This is a genomic window from Erysipelatoclostridium sp. DFI.2.3 (assembly GCF_019132535.1).
GTDB lineage: Bacteria > Bacillota_I > Bacilli_A > Erysipelotrichales > Erysipelotrichaceae > Clostridium_AQ > Clostridium_AQ innocuum.
In genome coordinates this window covers 1-21,004 of sequence record NZ_JAHOOJ010000001.1, presented here as the reverse complement: position 1 = coordinate 21,004, position 21,004 = coordinate 1, and the positions used below count along the sequence as shown (strand labels likewise).

Here is a 21,004-nt window from a genome sequence, read left to right as displayed (position 1 = left end):
TAAGAGTATCCTACAGCTTTGGATTTATGATTGGATTACTACACCGTTCTAAACGTTTTGCCATTTCAATCAAATCCTGGTCAGCAACTGTGCAGAAGTCATAGGTCTTCTGATGCAGAGAACCATAAAGTAGAAGCATCCATATCTCAACAATCGCCGGTATATGGTAACCGTACCTTCCGGGTTCTGCATTTTAATTTGATTTCTGATTATGTCTGCATAGTGTTCCTTTACTTTTCCACTTTCGTATATATCCTCTTATACCTGAAATGGGAAATCATGAGCACTATACTTCTGATTTTCCATATTTATCAATCTGCTCACGTTATACACTTTACAAATTCTGCCCGTTTGTTTTTATCACCTCAGCATACCAGTGAAAAGAGTCCTTTGGATACCTGTTCAAGGCTGCACTGGCATCATCCTCTTCCCGCTCCACATAAATAAATCCGTAGCGCTTCTGATATCCGTTCAGCCAGCTTAACAAATCCGTGCAGGACCATGTACAGTATGCCAGTACCTCGCAGCCATCAGCAACCGCCTTTTTCAATTCCTCGATATGTGCACGAAGATATTCTATACGATAAGGATCGTGTATCGTTTTATCTTCTTCCAGCTTATCAAACGCTCCAAGACCGTTCTCAGATATAATGATAGGTAAATCATAACGTGAGGTTATTGTCCTGCAGCACATACGGATACCCATTGGATCGATTGTCCAATCCCAATCCGTTGTCTTCAAATACGGATTGGCTGGATTTTTATACAATCCGGGTACTCCGCTGATTTTTGCTGTTCCCTTTTCTCCTGTTGTATTCACCTCGTGATTAGCGCCAACACCATGAATATCATTATACTCGGCAACCGCTGTCTGATAGTAATTGACACCCATAAAATCAATCAAAGACGCAGCCTGACGGATATCCCGCATTTCATCCTCTGTAATATCCGGTGCGCAGTCAATAGACCTCAGATATTTCATAGCACTCTTTGGATAACGGCCATAACCATAGATATCCAGCCACCAGTAATTGCGTAAATCATCAAAGTCTTCTTTTGCCATCGCATTTTCCGGACGGCAATCAATCGCATAGCATGGAGAAAACGCAAAGCTTGCGCCCACCATCGCATGAGGAAAACGTTTCTTCAATTCCAAAACACTCCGTGCATGTGCAACATTCGCATGATGATTTACCTGATAGAACAGCTTCAGCTGATCTGTTTTTCCCGGTGGATGAAGTCCTTCCATCCAGCCCATAGAGGTGAAAATATTCTGTTCGTTCATGGTTATCCAGTATTTTACACGATCTCCATACCGTTCAAACAAAGTAACGGCATATGTTACAAAGTCCTCTATAATCTGTGGATTCTCCCAACCATGATATGCCTCTTCCAGCGCCTGCGGCATGTCCCAGTGATAGATGGTAACCATAGGCTCAATTCCATATTTTAAGCATTCATTGATAACATTATCGTAAAAAGCCAAACCTGCTTCATTTACTTTTCCATTTCCCTGGGGATATATTCTTGTCCACGCAATAGAAAACCGATAGGTCTTTAATCCCATTTCAGCCATTCGTGCAATATCTTCTTTATAATGATGATAAAAATCGACTGCGACTGCACCAGTAGTGCCTTTAAAGGTTTTCCCGGGTATCTTCACAAACTCATCCCAGTTTGAAATGCCCTTGCCGTCTTCACGATCCGCGCCTTCAATCTGGTAGGCAGCGGATGCACTGCCCCATAAGAAATCATCTGGAAATCCTGCTGTTTTTTCAAAATACATTGTATCCTCCATTCTCCCGCTGTATGCGAGTATTCAACATTGGTTCAGTTATCATACAGTTCCTTTATTACATTGGTTTCAAAGTGAAAATACTGTGGAAGATGCCGTGCGACGGAATACTCAAATATCTCAGATGTATCCAGATATGCGAGCTCTTCCACCTGACATACAAAATCATTGTCATTCATGTGAAAATATTTCTTTTCCAGTGCCTGCGGACGAACAGCCTGAAATGACAGATGTGCTCCTTGTATATGCTTGTGAAGCTGTTTTTCAATATACGCATAGATAGAGGTTTCCACATCCCTGCGCTGAAGTCCCGGTATGATCTGCAGTGGCATCCATGTATATTCTACAACTCTTGGCTCCTGCTTATACAAGCGAATGCGCTCTATCTCATACACAAACTCTCCGGCTTGTATATTCATTTTATCCGCCAGCTCTGTCGTGCATGCCGCTACTTCAAACTTTTCAACAACAGAGGTAACCTCCTCACGAATCAGATCCCGCCCGATAACAGGTACCCCCTGCATTCTGTCCGGACCTGTTCTGCATTTCTTTACGAAGCTTCCCAGACCTCTTTTTCTTACAATCACACCCTCACTGACAAGACGATCCAGCGCCTTTTTAACCGTTAGCACACTGCATGCATACTGCTTTGCGAATTCCTCTCCGCTTGGCAGCATTTCGTTTGCGCTATAGCTTCCCTTCTGAATCGCATCCTTTATCTCTGTATATACCTGCATATATTTCGGTATCATAGCACACCTCCGATGCTTATATTATAACTCAAAATTCTCAATGTGCAACATAAATATATATTTTTATATAAAAACATATATACTTTTAAAACACCTCAAAAAAAACCTCTGTGACAGGACAGAGGCTTTGCGGCAATGACGATGGATAACATATGGATGAATAGGAAATTGTCATTACCCTTCTTTCAGACAAGACTGTCTGTATATACAGCATACACCCTGCGTGTGAACAGCAGGTGAAGTATGTTTGAATATTCATACAATATCTGTATAATGATGTTATAGAACGGCAAAGGAGGACCCCTATGTATATCCTTTATAATCCGGATATTATTTACAGTATGCTGTCAGAAAAAGATAAGCATATATTTTACAGAAAAGGACAGGTGTGACAATGATGAATATACGCTACAAAAGAATGGAGAGTCAGCATTTAGATGCAGTGGTAAAGCTGTACATAGACTATTATAATACCTATGAAGGAGGCTGCTGGACTTATGATAAAGCATATAAAAGACTCCATCAGCTCATGACGATAGAGGATGCGCTGTGTTTTATACAGATGGCTGATCATGCTATCAGCGGATTCGTCATGGGATATTTCAAAGAATTTGATGATTTGACCGGCTATTATCTGGAAGAAATCGTGATTGCCAGACAATTTCAAGGAGCACATCTTGGCACGCATTTTCTAAATGAAATGGAGAAAACCGTAAAAGAGAACGGTGCTTCCTTCATCGAGCTGCTCAGCGTAAATGATGAGATGCACTCGTATTTTTATACGAAAAACGGATACAGAAATGCAGAGAATATGATTTTCAAATGCAAACACTTCACACAGTAGCTGCAAATCGTATTATCGCATGTAATTTAAGTGAGTCATTAACAGCAGCTCCCGCATAAGCTGTTGTTTTATTGCCGGTAAAGCTTAAGAAAAAGCTTTCATGTAAAATCTTGCGAATAAAAGAACCTCTGCGAGGGACAGAGGTTCCGCATGAAGGCAGGTAATGGAAATGAAAAAATATTGTAAACATGATAGCTGTTTGTTTTTTTATAGGGATGGGGAAACATTCCATTACCTTTATTAAGATTTCACAAGCATTGCTTTGCTTGTGTCTATATCATACATCCCCTTTGTGAACACTACGTGAACGTTATATGAAAAGGAACAGAAATAAGCAATACATCCATTCGTAAATCGGGAAGCTTCATAAACTAGGGAAAAGAATTGTCTGAACAATTCCTATCGTGGTAAAATAGACTGGAATGTGAAAGGAGTGCAGATTATGAATAAGCTGTGGGGACATTTTAAAACAATAACTGCACACAAGCTTGCGGTCACAAAGCTGTGTTTTCGCTGTGGTTTATATAAACAGGGACTTCTGCATGATCTATCCAAATACACTCCTGTTGAATTTTGTGCAGGTGTGAAGTATTTCCAGGGAAATCGCAGTCCCATTGATTATGAAAAGGAAGTAAAAGGCTATTCCTTAGGCTGGCTGCATCATAAAGGCCGCAACAAGCATCACTGGGAATACTGGCTGGATAATGCCGTAGGCGGTATCCGTCCGGTGAAAATGCCGCTTCATTATATTGTGGAAATGTACTGCGACCGGACAGCCGCTTCCCGCATCTATATGAAGGAAAATTATCATGACGGAAGTGCGTACGAATACTTCATGAACGGCTATGACAATGTTATCATGCATGAAGAGACAAAGGCAATGCTGAAGATGATTCTGGAATATCAGCGTAATCATGGAACGGACGCTACTGTTGATTTTATACGAAAAGAGATACTGAAGAACTGAAATAAGTTTCAAATAGGCTCTTCCTACAGAGAAAACAAAGGCCAGAATGCAGCCTTTGTTTATTTTATATCCGGTATGCTTTCCTCCTCCAGCTCATAAGGCAGAAATTCCGCAAGCAGATGCTTCTGACGGAGATGCTCTTCAATTTCATCCAGTATTTCCTGTGAATCCGCTGTTACATGATGAAAGTGATAACCTGCGGTCACATTCATCAGTGGAGTTGATTTACCTGTCTTTAGATTTTCCAGTAAAACTGCCACATCCCGGCGGTTTCGGATACGCAGAGGCGCCGACATTTTTCCATAGGCTCTGTGATTCACCATCACATCCTCCACACTTCCTCCAAGATCAACAATCGTTTCCAGCTCTTCACTGATCTGCTCTGTTGTGTGACAGACCTTAAACAGGCGAACTGCTTTTTTTGTTTCATTCAATATATAGCCCCGTGCAGTGGCGATGATCGGATATCCCTCCGTACGCAGCAGAGCAATATCCTGTACCACGACCTGACGGCTGACACCGGTATCTCTTCCCAGTGCACCACCGGAGAGTGGACGGGAAGACTGCCTCATCATGGTCAGAATACGTTTTCTGCGCTGAGAGCCTGTCAAAGCTGTAGCCATAAGGCTGTCTGCTACTTTCTTATCCATATGATTTTCTCTTTACTCACCAAGGACGCTCAAATGCTTCAGGCTGATATCCAGAATCGGAGCGGAATGTGTCAATGCTCCACTGGATACATAATTCACACCGAGATCCTTCATCAGCTCAATGTTTTCTTTTGTGATATTACCGGAGCATTCCGTTTCTGCACGTCCGTCAATCAGCTGTACAGCCTCCTTCATCTGGGCAGGGGTCATATTGTCCAGCATGATAATATCTGCACCGGCCTCCACTGCTTCCTTCACCATGTCAAGATTCTCTGTTTCGACTTCGATTTTACGGACAAACGGCGCATGCCTTCTTGCGGCCTCAATTGCCTGCTTTACACCGCCTGCCGCATCGATATGATTATCCTTCAACAGCACCCCGTCGGATAAATTATAGCGATGATTTTTTCCGCCTCCGACAAGAACAGCATATTTCTCAAACACCCGCATGCACGGTGTTGTTTTTCTAGTGTCTACCAGACAGGTTTTAGAGCCTTCCAGCATATCCGCTACGTTTCTGGTATATGTGGCAATTCCACTCATTCTCTGTAAATAATTCAACGCAGTCCGCTCACCCGATAACAGAACACGAATATCCCCGTGCACCTTCCCCATCAGCTGACCGTTTGTGACCTTATCTCCATCTTTAACAAGGAAATCAACCTGTGTTTGCGGATCAAGCAGCGTAAATACACGCTCGAAAATCTGAAGACCGGCAATGATGCCGTCTTCCTTGCAAATAAGCTGAACCTCTCCTTCCTTATAATCAGGCATAACGGAGCAGGTTGTTACATCCTCACCGTTAATGTCCTCCTCTAAAGCAAGACGGATATATTTATCAGCAACAAGCTGCATCGTAATTGGATTCATATGCTTTTTTTCCTTTCCGGCAGACTGTTATGTTATCAGCTGCTCTTTTCGCAAAAACAAGACTCTCCAGCAGACTGTTGCTGGCAAGGCGATTCTTACCATGCACACCGTTACAGCTGGTTTCTCCTACAGCATACAGATGCTGCATGGTTGTCTGTGAATGACTTCCCACATGGATTCCTCCCATAAAATAATGCTGCGCAGGAACGACCGGGATACTTTCCTTTGTAATATCATAGCCTTCCTTACGGCAGGCCTCCTGAATATTTGGAAAATGACTTTGTATGGTCTCTTTCGGTACATTTTGAAAGGACAGCCAGACATGCTCGGTGCCGTCCTTCTTCATTTCCTCAAAAATAGCCTGAGATACGACATCTCTCGGCAGCAGCTCATTTACGAAGCGTTCCCCTTTTTTATTCAGTAAAATCGCCCCATCTCCTCTGGCAGACTCGGAAATCAAAAAGCTTCTTCCCTTTTTACGGCTGTACAGGCTGGTCGGATGAATCTGCACGTAATCCAGATGATCCAGCTGAATCCCATGCTTTTTACAAATGCGCAAGGCGTCTCCTGTAAGACTTGGATAATTGGTGGAATGCTCATACAAACCACCGATACCTCCTGTCGCAAGCACCGTATCCTCTGCATGAACATGAACAACCTGCTGCTCTTTGGTTTCCAGTGCAATCCCCTTGCAGACACCATGCTCAACAAGCAGATCACACATCCGGGCATGCTCCATAACAGTTATATTCGAACAGCTTCGCACATGCTTCTGCAGAGCCGTCGTTATTTCTTTTCCAGTAATATCCTTATGAAAGCAGATTCTCGCACGGGAATGTCCTCCCTCACGGGCATATCGCAAACTTCCATCCTCATTTTGTTCAAAGCGGACACCCAGCCGAAGCAGTTCTTCTATAATTGGTCTACTCTGCCGAATCATGATGTCAACACTCTCTCTGTTATTTTCATAATGGCCTGCACGCATGGTATCTTCAAAATAGGAAGTATAATCTTCTTCATCAGGAAGCACACAGATTCCCCCCTGTGCCAGCATGGAATCACATTCCTCCATATCCCCCTTACACACCATCAGTATTCGCATGGTATCCGGCAGATTTAAAGCTGTATAAAGACCAGCAACTCCACACCCTGCAATGACGGCATCATAATACATATCTGATTGCATAATTCGCCTCCTTAAGGCGGTTTACGCCGCAAGCTCCAGCATTCTGTTCAGGGTTGCCTTTGATGGCTCAGCGATATTTGAAGCTACAGCTGCACCATTTTCTCCAGTGCGCAGGACATGCAGAATACCATCCAGTGTAATCTTTTTCATATCCATGCATACCGGCTCTGTTTTCGGAAAGTAAAATGTCTTCTTAGGATTCTGCTTTTCAAGCTCATAGCGGACACCAATCTCCGTAGCAATGATAAACTCCTTTGCATTGCTTGCAGCAGCCTGCTTCAAAATCCCGGTTGTTGAACCGATATAATCTGCAATCGAAAGCACAGAGGCATTACACTCCGGATGAGCAAGCACTTCCGCAAGCGGATGCAGCTGCTTCAGCTCCTGGATTTCCTTTACCTTCATTTCCTCATGAACCGGACAGTATCCCTTTACCAGCATGACATTCTTTTCCGGAACCTGCTCTGCTACATAACGTCCCAGATTTTTATCCGGGATAAATAAAATATTCTGATTGGGCAGCTTCTTCACAATCTGCACTGCATTCGCTGAGGTGACGCATACATCTGACCATGATTTGATCTCAGCAGTCGAGTTGATATAGCATACAACTGCAAGGTCCTCATAGCGTGCCCTTACGTCATCAATCTCTGCTTTTGTTACCATATGTGCCATCGGACAGTCAGCAGATGCATCCGGCATCAGCACTGCTTTGTCCGGATTTAATAGCTTTCCACTCTCTCCCATGAAGGAAACTCCGCAAAAAACCAACACCTTATTCGTCAGTTTGGACGCCACCTTACTCAGATAGAAGGAATCTCCTACATAGTCTGCAATCTCCTGTACCTCTGCAGGTACGTAGTAATGTGCCAGCAATACGGCATCCTTTTCAAGCTTCAGCTGTTTAATTTCTTCCTGTTTTGTCATATCCTTTGATGATACCGCTAATATTTATGCAGTATCTTCATCTCCCTTTCTCTATACCGTTGTATCTGCCTCAGTATAGCATATATAATGACAGGTGACAAGACACATGTCTGATGATTTGTATAAATAATGACTGTTTGTAATACACATAATTCATACGAAAATAAAAAATGCAGAAAAGGACTTCATCTGCATAGAAAGGCTCATAAATAAAAAAAATCGAGTAATTTAAAAGGTTCTTTCTTTAAGGTGTATGCAAAAGGGAGAATACAACTTCTATTGATAAATACAATAGTGTTGCATTCTCCCTGTTTTATGTTTACCCACAATCGAGAAAGAAGCATCTGAAAGAGCCTGCTCTTTTTCCGTATTTCGTTTTTGATACTGCCTAAAATGAAATCGAAGCAGTTGGCTTTTGTTTTTTCTTTATTCTTCCTCAATGCCGCCCAGCATTTCCAGCAGGCGGTTTAAATCTTCATTGCCATCATAGCGTATAGTAATCTGCTTCTCATCAATGCGCACCCTTGTTTGGAAACGACTCTGCAGACGATCCTGTACCTTATCCAGATTGATATCCCGCTGCTTCTTCTCTGGTGCGCTTTTCGGTTCATTCATATTTTTAACCAATGTTTCCACAGCACGCACACTCAGATGAAGCTGAATGGCTTTTTTTGCCACATCCTCAATTTGTGATGCATCCTTTAAACCAAGCAGTGCACGCACATGTCCCATACTCAGCTGCTTGTCGATAACATACTGCTGTACCGATTTTGGAAGCTTTAACAGCCGCAGCATATTCGCCACATGCTCTCTTGACTTTCCAATCCGCTTCGCCAGCTCTTCCTGTGTATAGCCAAGCTTCTTGATCAGCTTTTCATAGCCCTGTGCTTCCTCAATGGCATTCAGATCCTCACGCTGAATATTTTCCAGCAGTGCGATTTCCATCATCTGCTGATCATCAAATTCCATTAGAATAGCAGGGATGGTTTTTAATCCGGCAACCTTGCTGGCCCGCAATCGGCGTTCTCCGGCAATCAGTTCATAGCCCTTAACGGCTTTCTTAACCAGAATTGGTGTAAAAACACCATGCAGCTTAATGGAATCAGCCAGCTCCTGAATCTTGTCATCATCAAAGTTTTTTCGCGGCTGATACGGATTCGGTTTTACATCCTTTACCTCAACCTCAAATTTGGAGTCCTCATGAACCTCAGTCTTTCCCTGCTGAATATCCTCCAGCACATTACCGACATCTTCACCAAAAATGGCAGACAATCCTTTTCCAAGTCTTGCGCTATTCTCTTTTTTCGGCATTCATCCACCTCCCTATCTGGCTTTTGCTTTCTTATTCATTTTCACAACTTCATTCGACAGCCCTGCATATGCTTTTGCGCCTTCACAGCGGACATCGTATTCAAAAATCGACATTCCTCTGGACGGTGCTTCACTCAGCTTGACATTTCTCGGTATGTAATTCTTATAAACGCGATCCTTAAAGTGCTGACGTACCTCCTGCTGTACCTCAACGCTCAGCTTTGTTCGCGCATCATACATTGTAAGCACAACACCCTCAATCATTAAATTGCGATTGAAGAGCTGCTGTACCAGACGAATGGTCAAAAGCAGCTGTGTAACTCCCTCCAGTGCATAATACTCACACTGTACCGGTATAATTACAGAATCCGCTGCAGTTAAAGCATTTGTATTCAACAGTCCCAAAGAAGGCGGACAGTCAATGATGATAAAGTCATATTCATCCTTGATCAGCTCCAGCTTATTCTTTAGCAGCTCTTCTTTTCCTACTTCAAATTTTACCATTTGCAAATCGGCTCCCGCCAGTGCAATACTTGCAGGAACAATATCGATTGGTGGAGATGTCAGCTTCTTCCGGATATCCTCCACCTTGTAATCCTCCATAATCAGATTATAAACAGAAAGCTTATCCTCACCGACCTCTGCACCGACACCCTGAGTGGCATTTCCCTGGGGGTCAAAATCGACCAGAAGCACTTTATTGCCAAGGTATCCCAAGCCTGCAGCAAGGTTAATTGATGTCGTCGTCTTACCTACGCCGCCCTTCTGGTTGGATACCGCTATGATTTTACCCATAAGATCATTTCCTTTCTATTTTGGAATGCGAATGGTAATGATTACTTCATCCTCATGTTCCTCTTCGTTTATTTCTGCCGCTGTACCGGCGCGATTCACCATACTGACCGCCTGATGGATCGTATTGATCGCGATTTTAATATTCTTGCTGATACCCTTCAGCATCACTTTTTTCTTTTCTTTTTTCGGTTGTGCCTGTTCCTTCAGCATTTTTTCCGTCTGTGCAACCGTCATGCCCTTTTTCACAATTTTTTCGAGGGCATCGTGCTGTTTTTCTTCATCCAGCCCAATCAGTGCCCGTGCATGCCGTTCACTGATTTTTTTAGTACTGACAGCCTCCTGCACATCCTCATCCAGATTCAACAGACGGATTTTATTCGCAATAGACGACTGACTCTTGCCGACACGCAATGCCAGCTGACTCTGATTCAGTCCGGAATATTTCATGATCTCCACATAGGATTTCGCTTCTTCAATCGCACTCAAATTCTCTCTCTGGATATTTTCAACCAGTGCCATTTCCGCCATTTGCACTTCATTGGCATCCATGATCAGAACTGGTACATCAACAGCACCGTTCAGCTTCAGTGCACGGAATCTTCGCTCACCTGCAATTATCTGATATCTTCCATCCATCTCGCGAACCGTGATTGGCTGAATCAGCCCGTTTTCACGAATGGATTGTGCCAGATCCATCAGCGCTTCATCATCAAATTCCAGACGCGGCTGATAAGGATTCGGCTCGACCAGATCAATATCCACAATTCTTGTATCTTTCATTCTATTCCTCCTCAAAGGGGATTTTTCTTCATCTGTGCAAACGGTCTCGGATATTTCTTCGGTGTCGGTCTCGTTTTTACAAAAACGAAATTAATCCGCTGTGATCCATCTGACAATGTATGCACATCCCTCTGCTTCATTTCACAACCCAGAAGTCGAATTGCTTTTTCAGCCAATGCGTATTCTTCATCCCCATTGGCACCCTTTAGTGCGAGGAAGCTGCCCTGCTTCTTCACCAGCGGTATGCAAAGCTCACTTAGTAGCGGCAGATTCGCCACGGCTCTTGCACTGACGATATCAAAGCTTTCCCGATGGTCCTTTGCATAGACCTCAGCGCGTTCATGTACACAGGTAACGCCCTTGAGCTGCAGCTTATCGCATAATGCATTTAAAAAAGTAATTCTTTTTCCCAGAGTCTCCACAATTGTCAGCTCCAGCTCGGGATATATGATTTTTAAAGGTATTCCCGGAAAACCTGCCCCCGCCCCGACATCACAGAAGCTGCCCTGTATCGACATATCAAAGGAAGGCAATATGGAATCCAGAAAATGCTTTTCATAAATCTCATCCGGATCGGTTATGGCGGTTAGATTTATCTTCTGATTCCATTCGATCAACATGGATGCGTACTCTTCAAACTGCCGAAGCTGATGCTCCTGCAATATCATACCGTGCTTTGCAAGCACCTTGGAAAAGTCTTCTTTATGAAATATATTGGACATAGTATCCCTCCAGCACCTACTATTATATCAAAGAACACTCTCTAACTAAACATTTTGTTTGTGAATTTTCCACATAGAGCAGCTCGTAATATGTAATCGCTTTATAACAGGGAGAAAAACAGATATATTGAACCTGTAGGCTATTGTCTTACTGCAACATGTAGGTAATAAAAGGTCTTTCTTTGAAATAGCTACGGGTTATCCATAGCATATGATATGAATGAAGTTCGTTCAGCAACAGTTCATATCTTGTGAGAACTCCAACAGCACTGTGATTCAAGTGGATAAGTGAAGCATCAAAAAAACCTCTGACAGCATTTCACATGTGCCAGAGGCTTTATCATTTACTTGTATTTTATCACATCCATTTCTTCTTATCTATGTCTTTGTATAAGATACAAATCTTAGGATTCAAATCAAATTACAATACATCATGACAAGCTTTCAATGAACGCTTCGTATTTGAACTATTAATGGAATCTGCAGTATTTTCTTTTAACCATATCTGTTGCAGGTTGCTGATTTGCTTTATCCCTGCTTCTTACGTAATCTGCATTCCTCCTGATGCTTTCTATATTTTTTCCTGACTTTGCCGGAAGTGATGGTTCTTATGATATCCTTCCAATCTCATCAGTTTAGATAGTTTCAGGTTTCTTATGACATCTTTTTGTTAACCGGATACACATCCTGATCTTTGTAACGGACAACAATTCTCATGTTTCGTTTCTCATCAGTTTCTCCTTAAACGCTTGCTTTCCCATCAAATCATAGTCCAGCCGGTCATAAGATATAGATCTATTTACTTAACCATCGATATTCAACAGCCGTTCGATTTGTCTACTTGTATTAACATTCAAATTACCTTGGAGTTTTCTGTTTTACCAGTTGATACAATCACTCATATCATTTCCTGATACCTTGTCTGCTGTCACCAGTTCTTCTTCAGGCTTAAACTTTCGATGATCCACACCGTATTTCCGTTTTACGTTAGATTATTATGATATTCGAATAACTTTCTTTTCACTGACAAGCTCCTATACAAGAAACCCTTTCACGCATCAGCTTCTAATGACAAGTTCCAGAATAATCTAACTAGCTAACTGTCCCATTTTCTCACCGCTCTCTTTTCTTTGTTATTTCTTTTACACCTTTATTATATTCGCTGAACAGCTGCTGTAAAGGGTTGTGGAATAATTTGCAGAAATTTGGAATAATTGGTAATTTACCTACGTTATACTTCCCATAATCTCATTTCTACTAGAATCCCCAAGCAATATTAGAGTCCAAATTTTCAATGATAGGCAGGGGATGTAACGATAATCTTTATTGTTTTATATGCCTGATTCCCATGCCCGTCATACGCAGATATATGAACAGTATGAACGCCAACAGCATCCTCATCAAAACTACAGGTCTGGTTATTTTCATCACAGGTATATTCATAATAGCGGTATGCTTTATCCCCATCTTTTTCCTGCAAATCAAACACCACCTTATCATAGGGTCGAACATCATAAACCTTCAGGTAATCACTTAATCTAACGTTGGGATCACTTTCTATTTTCACTGGTCCCGTATATTTTATAATTGGAGGATCCCTGTCAACAATTGTCAAATTGAAAGCCCGGCTTGTCTTATACCCATTGCAGCTAACTGTTACCGTAAGCAACTGTTCTTTATTGATAATGGAATCATCATAATGAAACAGGACAGTCGCATCCCTGGCAGAAGAATCTAATTCTACAAAATCTTTCTCGGCCAGTGACTCTCCCCAAAGTATTTCTCTTGGGCTATCTTCCTTAATGAAATGAATAGCTTCTTCTATACCTCTCATCCACGTTACATAGCAAACAACACCAAAAGCCATACAAAGTAATAAGATGAAAAGAATAATTGACTTCTTTCTCATAGTACCATTTGAATTGAACCACTACCAGGCCAATAGGTCGATTTTACATCAATAGAAACAAATTGCGCAGAAGATACTCCGTTATAGTTAACTGCTAACTTTCCCATCTTTTCACCGCTCTCTTTCTTTTGTAATGCCGTTTACACGTTTATTATATACAACATCGCATATATGTAAATTTTTTTGGAATAATTTACAGGTAAATGGAATTTTGTGATCTTACTCTATTAAGCTATGGAAGGCGCTTAATACCTCTGCTTTCTTCGATCTGGAAATGGGCAGATGCAACGATGGCAGCATGACCATATCATTCTCAATTTTCATAATATACATAATATTTACCAGATAGCTGACATGAATCCAGAGAAAGTTATACGGTTTAAAGATTTCATAGGCATCCTTCATATTCTTACGTTCACGGAATTCCCCGCGCCGTGTATGATATACAAGCAGCTTTCCTTCTTTCTCAATATAATAAATATCGCTGATTTTCAATGGCACCTTTACATTGTTATAAGAGAACAAATACTCATCCTGATTGCGGAGAAGCTTTTGCATATGAGGAAGAATTCTCTCCATCTCTGATTGGAGATGTTTTCGTTCCACATAAAATATACGTGAAAACGGAAGAATCTGCTGTTCGGATGCACTGATTTTCGCCTTTGTATAGATGATGATACGCTGAGGCTTACGTAAAACAAAGGATTGTGTTATTCTGGGAACTTCCATTTTTTCATGAAAAATTACGACATGAAATTCCTTCTCCGCCTCCGCTTTTGCGAACTGGGATATCTTTTTAAAGCAGTAGAAGCAGCAGTCCTCCTCCTGCAGGTACTGTACAAGAGAAAACATGATGTTTTTCGCAGCCTCTTCATTTTCCAATATCGCTATTCTCAGCATAAGCATCACCCCCGTGTCGTTATGTTTTATACTTCCTTATAGGTACACAATTGTATCTGATATCGCTGAAGCAGAGCAGCCGCTTCTTCACTGCACAGGATTTCCAGCTCCTTCATGCGCTTCCATGAATATGAGGTTGTTTCATACAGAAACTGATCAATATAGGCGGGATGGCACATCAAATCCGTCACCTACTCCGGAATCATAGAAATCCATGCAAAGCTGCGCATGCGGAAAGGATACGGGATATGCAAAGCCGCCGCGAAATGGCAATGCATATTCCTTATTCAGTCTTTCCATCACCTTCTGCAGCTTTTGAGTTGTATGAATGTGGTGATGAGAATCCAGATGATCAATCCGAATACCATGCGCAAGAACACAGCTATCTGTGCCTTTAATTCTTCATACATTTCCGATTCACTATAACCTGCAACATCATCCTGTTTGTGGAAATAGCCGGTTTCCGTAACCAGGGTTTGATGTGTGGATAGCAGCGGACGATAACAGGTAAGATTCAGATGAACACCCACAGCCATATCCGGATGCTCGTGATACAGCTGAACTGCATGGGCAAAGCCGGGCATATTCGCCATAATTGAAGTCGATGTGACAATTCCCTCCTGCATAGCCTTTAATATGCCATGATTTACCGCCTCACTGAAGCCGAAATCATCCGCATTCACAATCATTCTTTTCATTTGTTTCTCCTCCTTTTATACAGCTTTATTATACGCCGTTTATAGGAAAGAGTATATGGAAACTAGCGGTTGTTCAGCATTGCGTATTTATATGCCAGCATAATTATCTGATCTGCATGGCTGCCGATCACCGGTATACCGTGTCCGCCGGCTACCATATCCGGATGCAGCTGAAGCCGCCAGAGCTTTTGAAAGCTTTCCAGCAAACGTAAGCCGTCATATGCCATATCGCCTTTCCATCCGGTATAGGCTGCTTCACCGGTTTCTCCATCCGCAAAAAACATGTCACCGCTGAAAAGCACTGCCTCCTTATCCAGCATTACATAATAAAGCATGGAGCCGCTGGTATGTCCCGGCATGCGCAGTGCATGGATACACAGACCTCCTACGGAAATATCCATATCCTCGTGAATACATACATCCGGATGACACGGTGGCATCACATGGTTGGTAAATGGGCTTTCCGGGCCGAAATTTCCGGTGATCATATTCATTTCATCACCCGTCCCTACATAAATTTGTGCCCCCATGCTTTGAAACCAGGAAGAACTGCCCGCATGATCATCATGACCGTGCGTCAAAAGAACATGCGTGATTTTGTGTTCGGATATATTCCAGTAAGCCATATTCTGCCGTATGATATCCAGTGCATCATATCGTCCGCAGTCAATCAGAATATAACCGCTGTCATGCTGAAGGGCATAGACATTTCCCAGCTTGCCATATACACCTCCGGAAAGTAGATACAGATGTTCTCTTAATTTCATATACATTCTCCTATCTGCCATATTTCACAGGAAACAAGACCCTGTATTAAGGACAGTATATCATATTCGAAGGTCTGCCTGCGATTTTTTTCTATGCGCAGTGAAGGCTGGTTGCCTAACCCTTTAACATTTCTCGTCTCATTTTCGCAGAATAGAAACTTCCATATCCGGCAGAATGAATAAACGGAAGCACCACTGCCTGCGGTAATTCAGGAATCGAAAAAAGAACCGCCGTTACCAGCCGTTCTTCTCTTTGCTTATTCTACTGTTTCTCTCCATATTTTTGCGCCGAGAGCTGTAAGCTTTTCATCGATATGCTCATATCCGCGTTCAATATGATAGATGTTGTGTATGGTTGTCACACCATCTGCGATCAGTCCTGCAATCACAAGACAGGCACCGCATCTTAAATCTGTCGCATAGACCTCGGCACCGGATAACGGTGTTGGCCCATTGATAAAGGAGCTCGGTATCATTACATTGATGTTTGCCCCCATCTTATTTAATTCCTGACAATGCTTAAACCGTTCTGTATAAATCGTTTCCGTTACAATCGACTGTCCCTGTGCCTGCGTCAGCAGTGCTGTCAGCGGCTGCTGAATGTCTGTCGCAAAGCCCGGATATGGCAGTGTCTTGATATCCGCAGCCTTTAAGTCCCTGGAAGCGCGAATCACCACATTATCCACACCGATTTCCAAATCTGTACCGATTTCCTTCAGCTTGGAAAGCAGTGCCTCCAGATGATGCGGAATAATATTGTCGATACGTACCTCCTTTGCGGCTGCGGCGGCAAGCACGATATACGTGGCAGCCTCAATTCTGTCCGGGATGATTTCATGAAAGCATCCGGCCAGCTGATCCACACCGTCAATCGTAATAACATTTGTACCGGCACCACGGATATTGGCACCCATTTTATTCAGCAGTGTTGCCACATCAATAATCTCCGGTTCCTTGGCGGCATTCTCAATCGTTGTTCTTCCCTTTGCATGAACGGCAGCCATCATAATATTGATGGTCGCTCCCACACTGGCGATATCCAGAAATATCTTGGTTCCTGTCAGCTGTGGTGCATCCAGAATATAGGAGCCGTGGTCATAGCGTATTTCAGCTCCTAATGCTTCAAAGCCCTTTAAATGCAAATCAATCGGTCTGGGTCCCAGATAGCAGCCTCCCGGCATTTTAATTTCCACATGGCCGTATTTGCCCAGCAGTGCTCCCATGAAATAATAGGAAGCGCGAAGTTTATTTACAGCGTCCTGTACCAGAGGACGATTTTCCATTGAAGTTGGATCTATAACAATGGTATCAGAAGAACGGATGTCCACCAGAACACCCAGATCTCTCAGCAGTACAGACAGGGATTGTACATCAGATATTTCAGGAACTCCACAAATAGTAACTGGTCCATTTGCCAGAATGGCGGCCGGGATCAGTGCAACCGTGGCATTTTTCGAACCACTGATTCTAACTGTCCCCTCTAATGCATGCTTTCCTTCAATCTTTATAACTTCTTCCATGACAATTCTCCTTCCAGTATTACTATTTTATTGTGATTTACTGTTCACGTGATTCTTTACAGGCGCAAAAGTGCATTATTATTATAAAGCATTTCAGGACAGATATCTATATAAAAAGAAAAATCTTAAGAACTTGTCATTTCCTGCATATGAATCCGCTGTACATCATAAAATATTCCCGATTTTTTCCCATTTAATTAGTAAATGCATGTCTTTTTTGGTATAATACGAAATAGTGGGTTGAAAAGGAGTGGAACGATGAAAGAAGTGGCATTTGATAATGACAAGTATTTAAAACTGCAATCCAAGCACATCTTGGAACGGATCAGCAATTTTGACAATAAATTATATCTGGAGTTTGGCGGAAAGCTGTTTGATGATCACCATGCTGCCAGAGTTCTGCCGGGATTTCAGCCGGATAGTAAACTGGAAATGCTCCTTGAGCTGAAAGAGGAAGTGGAAATCGTCATTGCGGTATCCGCAAATGATATAGAGAAAAACAAGATACGAAGCGATATGGGCATCACCTATGATGTTGAGGTGCTGCGTCTGATTGATGCATTCCGTGATACCGGGCTGTACGTCGGCAGTGTTGTCATCACACAATATGCGAATCAGGCTTCCGCAGATACCTTTAAAGCACATCTGGAGCATCTGGGTGTCCATGTTTATCTGCATTATCCAATCGCAGGGTATCCGAACAATATACCTTTGATCGTATCCGATGAAGGCTACGGCAAGAATGAATACATAGAAACAACAAAGCCGTTGATCGTTGTAACGGCACCGGGACCCGGCTCCGGTAAAATGGCAACCTGCCTGTCTCAGCTCTATCATGAGCACAAAAGCGGGATCAAGGCGGGATATGCGAAATTTGAAACCTTCCCGATCTGGAACCTTCCGCTGAAGCATCCGGTGAATCTGGCTTATGAGGCTGCAACCGCGGATTTAAACGATATCAATATGATCGACCCGTTCCACCTGGAGGCATATGGGGAAACGACTGTCAACTATAACCGTGATGTAGAAATTTTCCCGGTTCTGAATGCCATGTTTGAGAAAATCCTTGGAACAAGCCCTTATAAATCTCCAACGGATATGGGTGTGAATATGGCAGGCTACTGCATTATGAATGATGAGGCCGCAAAGCGTGCCAGCAGCGATGAGATCATACGCCGCTATTATAAAGCCAGAGTAGATTATAAAAAAGGACATACGAGTGAAGATACCATCGGTAAGATCGAAATCATCATGTCACAGGCGAACATTCAGCCTGAGGAGCGAAATGTTGTGAAACCCGCACTGGATAAATCTGAAGAAACAGAGGCACCGGCTGTGGCAATCGAATTGCCGGACGGGCGGATCGTAACAGGAAAAACAACCTCATTGCTGGGGGCAAGCTCTGCCGCTTTGCTGAATGCATTGAAGGCACTGGGTAATATTAACGATGAAATTCCGCTGATTTCACCAAACATCATCGAGCCGATTCAGAAGCTGAAGGTGAATTCTCTGGGAAATCATAACCCGAGACTGCATACGGATGAAATTCTGATTGCGCTATCCATCAGTGCAACCACCAATCCGGTATCACATCTAGCCCTGCAGCAGCTGGATAAGCTGAAGGACTGTGAAGCACACAGCACGGTAATTCTGTCCCAGGTGGATGCGAATACCTTCCGCAAGCTGAATGTCAATCTGACATGCGAAGACAGATATCAGACGAAAAAGCTATACCACAGATAATATGGACAGTCCCTTCGGACTGTCTTTTTAACTGCAGCAGGATTCACATGGTATTGCCCTTATTTTTGAAAAGCGTTCACAGCTGCTTCAGAAAAACTTCACAGAGCATTGATACAATAGCTGTGGTGATAAAAATGAACAAAAAGAAAAGAAGTGCTATGATTTTAACGATTGCAACGGTATCTCTATGTCTGGTGGCCTGGCTGTCCAAGCCAAATACGACAAATACGATTGGCAGTATTGTTTCCGGAAAGACAGCAGTAAAGGAAATTTATAATGTGGAAAAGCAGAATACCATTCGTAAAACTCTGGATGAACAGATTGCACAGGGGAGCCACAGCGAAAACAATGCTTTGATGGTCTATAATCCGTTTGGTACAAACACACTTTCCATGTATACTTATTTCACAACTGCACAGGGGGCGAAAATCAGCTACACGATCCATGTGGAGGATGATAAGATTGCGGATTTCACACGCACATTGAACAGTGATTATACACGAACACACGAATATCAGCTGATTGGTCTGATACCGGATCACGAGAATACGATTACCCTGCATATGGAATATGAAGACGGTACGAATAAGGATGTCACATATACCTATACCTGCGGCTCCCTAAGAGGAAACGAATCCATTCAGCTGGAAGCAAAGGAAGGTAGCAGCAGAGAAGAGCTCAGCGATGGTCTGTATGTTATTCTCGGTAATGACAGTGATGAGGATGACTTCATGTATTATTATGATAACAACGGTATCCTGCGCGGTGAGGTTCCAATTGAAGGCTATCGCTCACACCGTCTGCTGTTTGCGAATGAACGCATGTATTACAGTATCAGTACAAATAAGATGGCTGAGATGGATGCACTGGGACAGATAACCAATGTATTTGATCTGGGAAACTATGATCTGCACCATGATTACGTCTTTGATGATAATGGAGATATGCTGATTCTTGCGACCGATACGACAAAGGATACGGTTGAGGATATGATTATCCGCCTTGATGTTTCCAGCGGTGCCGTGTCTCAGGTCGTGGATATGGGGGATTTGTTTCCTACCTATAAGGCCTCAGTATATGACAAAGACAACGACGAGCTGGATTGGACACACCTGAATACCATTCAGTGGATGGGAAATAATGAAATTCTTGTGAGCAGCCGGGAAACTAGCACCATCGTCAAAATCACGGATATCTATGGTACACCGGAAATAGATTATATGATGGGAGAAAAGACCTATTGGGAAGACAGTGACTATGCAGACCTGCTGCTGGATAAGGCAAACAGCTTCACCTCACAGACCGGACAGCATTCCATAACCTATGTGGAAGACGATTCTCTGGCTGATGGTCAGTATTATCTGTATATGTTCAATAATAATTTCGGATACTCTTCCACGAATACAGCCTATGACTGGAGTCAGCTGAATATCCCTACCGAGGTGAAGGCAGAGGATGCTGTTAGCAAATATTACAAATATCTGGTAGATGAAAGCAAGGGCACCTATGAGCTTGCGGATACATTTGATGTTCCGTATTCTCCCTATGTATCCAGCGTGCAGAATATCGGTGGCAATACTGTTGTGGACAGTGGTATGGCATTTAATTTCCAGGAATATGACAGTGACCATACGCTGATTCGTTCCTTTACCATGGAGGGTGAAAAGTATATTTACCGGGTTTATAAATACACCTTCGACGGCTTTTACTTCAATCAGTAAATTTATTGGGTACATCACAGTCAATGTCATTAAGTTAAAGAAAAATAGATGAGAGACATTTATACAAAAAGTATAGGTGTCTTTTTTATTTAGGCTTGACAAAATCAGAAAAATCGTGCGCTCCGTTACACTTCGCGCTTTTGTAAG

The 21,004-nt window shown here is 42.7% G+C and carries 20 protein-coding genes and 1 pseudogene; 4 read left to right on the top strand and 17 right to left on the bottom strand.

Features of this window, described 5'->3' with window-relative positions:
• Nucleotides 1-334: 334 nt before the first annotated feature.
• Together KSZ58_RS00095 and KSZ58_RS00090 are read right to left on the bottom strand one after the other, a co-directional pair.
• Entirely contained in the window at nucleotides 335-1,786 is a 1,452-nt protein-coding gene (locus KSZ58_RS00095) for a glycoside hydrolase family 1 protein (RefSeq protein WP_008818148.1), read from the bottom strand.
• Nucleotides 1,787-1,830: 44 nt separating this feature from the next.
• The gene (locus KSZ58_RS00090; RefSeq protein WP_008818147.1) at nucleotides 1,831-2,547 is read right to left on the bottom strand and encodes a GntR family transcriptional regulator; all 717 of its coding nucleotides are present in this window, start codon (nucleotides 2,545-2,547) and stop codon (nucleotides 1,831-1,833) included.
• A 394-nt stretch (nucleotides 2,548-2,941) separates the two neighbouring features.
• Here KSZ58_RS00090 and KSZ58_RS00085 point away from each other — a divergent pair, with 394 nt between their 5' ends.
• Together KSZ58_RS00085 and KSZ58_RS00080 are read left to right on the top strand one after the other, a co-directional pair.
• Nucleotides 2,942-3,391, top strand: coding sequence for a GNAT family N-acetyltransferase (locus KSZ58_RS00085; protein WP_008818146.1), 450 nt, complete (start codon nucleotides 2,942-2,944; stop codon nucleotides 3,389-3,391).
• Nucleotides 3,392-3,833: 442 nt separating this feature from the next.
• A complete protein-coding gene (locus tag KSZ58_RS00080) occupies nucleotides 3,834-4,358 on the top strand; it encodes a DUF5662 family protein (RefSeq protein WP_009270147.1) in 525 nt (174 codons plus the stop codon).
• 59 nt (nucleotides 4,359-4,417) lie between these two features.
• Here KSZ58_RS00080 and KSZ58_RS00075 read toward each other — a convergent pair whose 3' ends face one another.
• The 15 genes and pseudogenes from KSZ58_RS00075 to KSZ58_RS00015 form a co-directional block, all read right to left on the bottom strand.
• Nucleotides 4,418-5,008, bottom strand: coding sequence for a transcription repressor NadR (locus KSZ58_RS00075; RefSeq protein ID WP_009270146.1), 591 nt, complete (start codon nucleotides 5,006-5,008; stop codon nucleotides 4,418-4,420).
• A gap of 12 nt (nucleotides 5,009-5,020) precedes the next feature.
• Complete coding sequence (gene nadC / locus KSZ58_RS00070; RefSeq protein ID WP_008818144.1) at nucleotides 5,021-5,878, bottom strand: carboxylating nicotinate-nucleotide diphosphorylase; 858 nt, start codon at nucleotides 5,876-5,878, stop codon at nucleotides 5,021-5,023.
• Nucleotides 5,847-7,064, bottom strand: a complete 1,218-nt coding sequence (locus tag KSZ58_RS00065; protein WP_009270145.1) for an L-aspartate oxidase — start codon at nucleotides 7,062-7,064, stop codon at nucleotides 5,847-5,849. The genes nadC and KSZ58_RS00065 overlap by 32 nt, the downstream gene beginning before the upstream one ends.
• Before the next feature lie 21 nt (nucleotides 7,065-7,085).
• Nucleotides 7,086-7,991 (bottom strand): quinolinate synthase NadA, encoded by a 906-nt coding sequence (gene nadA / locus KSZ58_RS00060; protein WP_009270144.1) that lies wholly within the window; start codon nucleotides 7,989-7,991, stop codon nucleotides 7,086-7,088.
• 426 nt (nucleotides 7,992-8,417) lie between these two features.
• A complete protein-coding gene (locus KSZ58_RS00055) occupies nucleotides 8,418-9,302 on the bottom strand; it encodes a ParB/RepB/Spo0J family partition protein (protein WP_009270143.1) in 885 nt (294 codons plus the stop codon).
• Nucleotides 9,303-9,314: 12 nt separating this feature from the next.
• Nucleotides 9,315-10,097, bottom strand: a complete 783-nt coding sequence (locus tag KSZ58_RS00050; protein WP_002606836.1) for a ParA family protein — start codon at nucleotides 10,095-10,097, stop codon at nucleotides 9,315-9,317.
• 15 nt (nucleotides 10,098-10,112) lie between these two features.
• Nucleotides 10,113-10,877, bottom strand: a complete 765-nt coding sequence (locus tag KSZ58_RS00045) for a ParB/RepB/Spo0J family partition protein (RefSeq protein WP_002606835.1) — start codon at nucleotides 10,875-10,877, stop codon at nucleotides 10,113-10,115.
• An 11-nt stretch (nucleotides 10,878-10,888) separates the two neighbouring features.
• On the bottom strand, nucleotides 10,889-11,599 hold the full coding sequence (gene rsmG, locus KSZ58_RS00040; protein WP_008818140.1) for a 16S rRNA (guanine(527)-N(7))-methyltransferase RsmG: 711 nt from the start codon (nucleotides 11,597-11,599) through the stop codon (nucleotides 10,889-10,891).
• Nucleotides 11,600-12,890: 1,291 nt separating this feature from the next.
• Nucleotides 12,891-13,466, bottom strand: coding sequence for a hypothetical protein (locus KSZ58_RS00035; RefSeq protein WP_021420116.1), 576 nt, complete (start codon nucleotides 13,464-13,466; stop codon nucleotides 12,891-12,893).
• Between the two features lie 261 nt (nucleotides 13,467-13,727).
• On the bottom strand, nucleotides 13,728-14,408 hold the full coding sequence (locus KSZ58_RS00030) for a LytTR family DNA-binding domain-containing protein (protein WP_008818124.1): 681 nt from the start codon (nucleotides 14,406-14,408) through the stop codon (nucleotides 13,728-13,730).
• A 26-nt stretch (nucleotides 14,409-14,434) separates the two neighbouring features.
• Nucleotides 14,435-14,599, bottom strand: coding sequence for a hypothetical protein (locus KSZ58_RS22415; protein ID WP_238135849.1), 165 nt, complete (start codon nucleotides 14,597-14,599; stop codon nucleotides 14,435-14,437).
• On the bottom strand, nucleotides 14,565-14,708 hold the full coding sequence (locus KSZ58_RS22410; protein WP_009270142.1) for a hypothetical protein: 144 nt from the start codon (nucleotides 14,706-14,708) through the stop codon (nucleotides 14,565-14,567). The genes KSZ58_RS22415 and KSZ58_RS22410 overlap by 35 nt, the downstream gene beginning before the upstream one ends.
• An 18-nt stretch (nucleotides 14,709-14,726) precedes the next feature.
• Nucleotides 14,727-15,097 (bottom strand): annotated as a pseudogene (locus tag KSZ58_RS22405) (ChbG/HpnK family deacetylase); the annotation flags it as partial.
• Nucleotides 15,098-15,168: 71 nt separating this feature from the next.
• Nucleotides 15,169-15,873 (bottom strand): MBL fold metallo-hydrolase, encoded by a 705-nt coding sequence (locus KSZ58_RS00020; protein WP_009270140.1) that lies wholly within the window; start codon nucleotides 15,871-15,873, stop codon nucleotides 15,169-15,171.
• Between the two features lie 257 nt (nucleotides 15,874-16,130).
• Nucleotides 16,131-17,393 (bottom strand): UDP-N-acetylglucosamine 1-carboxyvinyltransferase, encoded by a 1,263-nt coding sequence (locus KSZ58_RS00015; RefSeq protein ID WP_002606828.1) that lies wholly within the window; start codon nucleotides 17,391-17,393, stop codon nucleotides 16,131-16,133.
• A gap of 258 nt (nucleotides 17,394-17,651) precedes the next feature.
• Here KSZ58_RS00015 and KSZ58_RS00010 point away from each other — a divergent pair, with 258 nt between their 5' ends.
• Nucleotides 17,652-19,136 carry a DUF1846 domain-containing protein gene (locus tag KSZ58_RS00010; protein WP_022299952.1) on the top strand — a complete coding sequence of 495 codons (1,485 nt, stop codon included), beginning with the start codon at nucleotides 17,652-17,654 and terminating at the stop codon, nucleotides 19,134-19,136.
• A gap of 158 nt (nucleotides 19,137-19,294) precedes the next feature.
• Nucleotides 19,295-20,857 (top strand): aryl-sulfate sulfotransferase, encoded by a 1,563-nt coding sequence (locus KSZ58_RS00005; protein WP_254884686.1) that lies wholly within the window; start codon nucleotides 19,295-19,297, stop codon nucleotides 20,855-20,857.
• The last annotated feature ends 147 nt before the right edge of the window (nucleotides 20,858-21,004 follow it).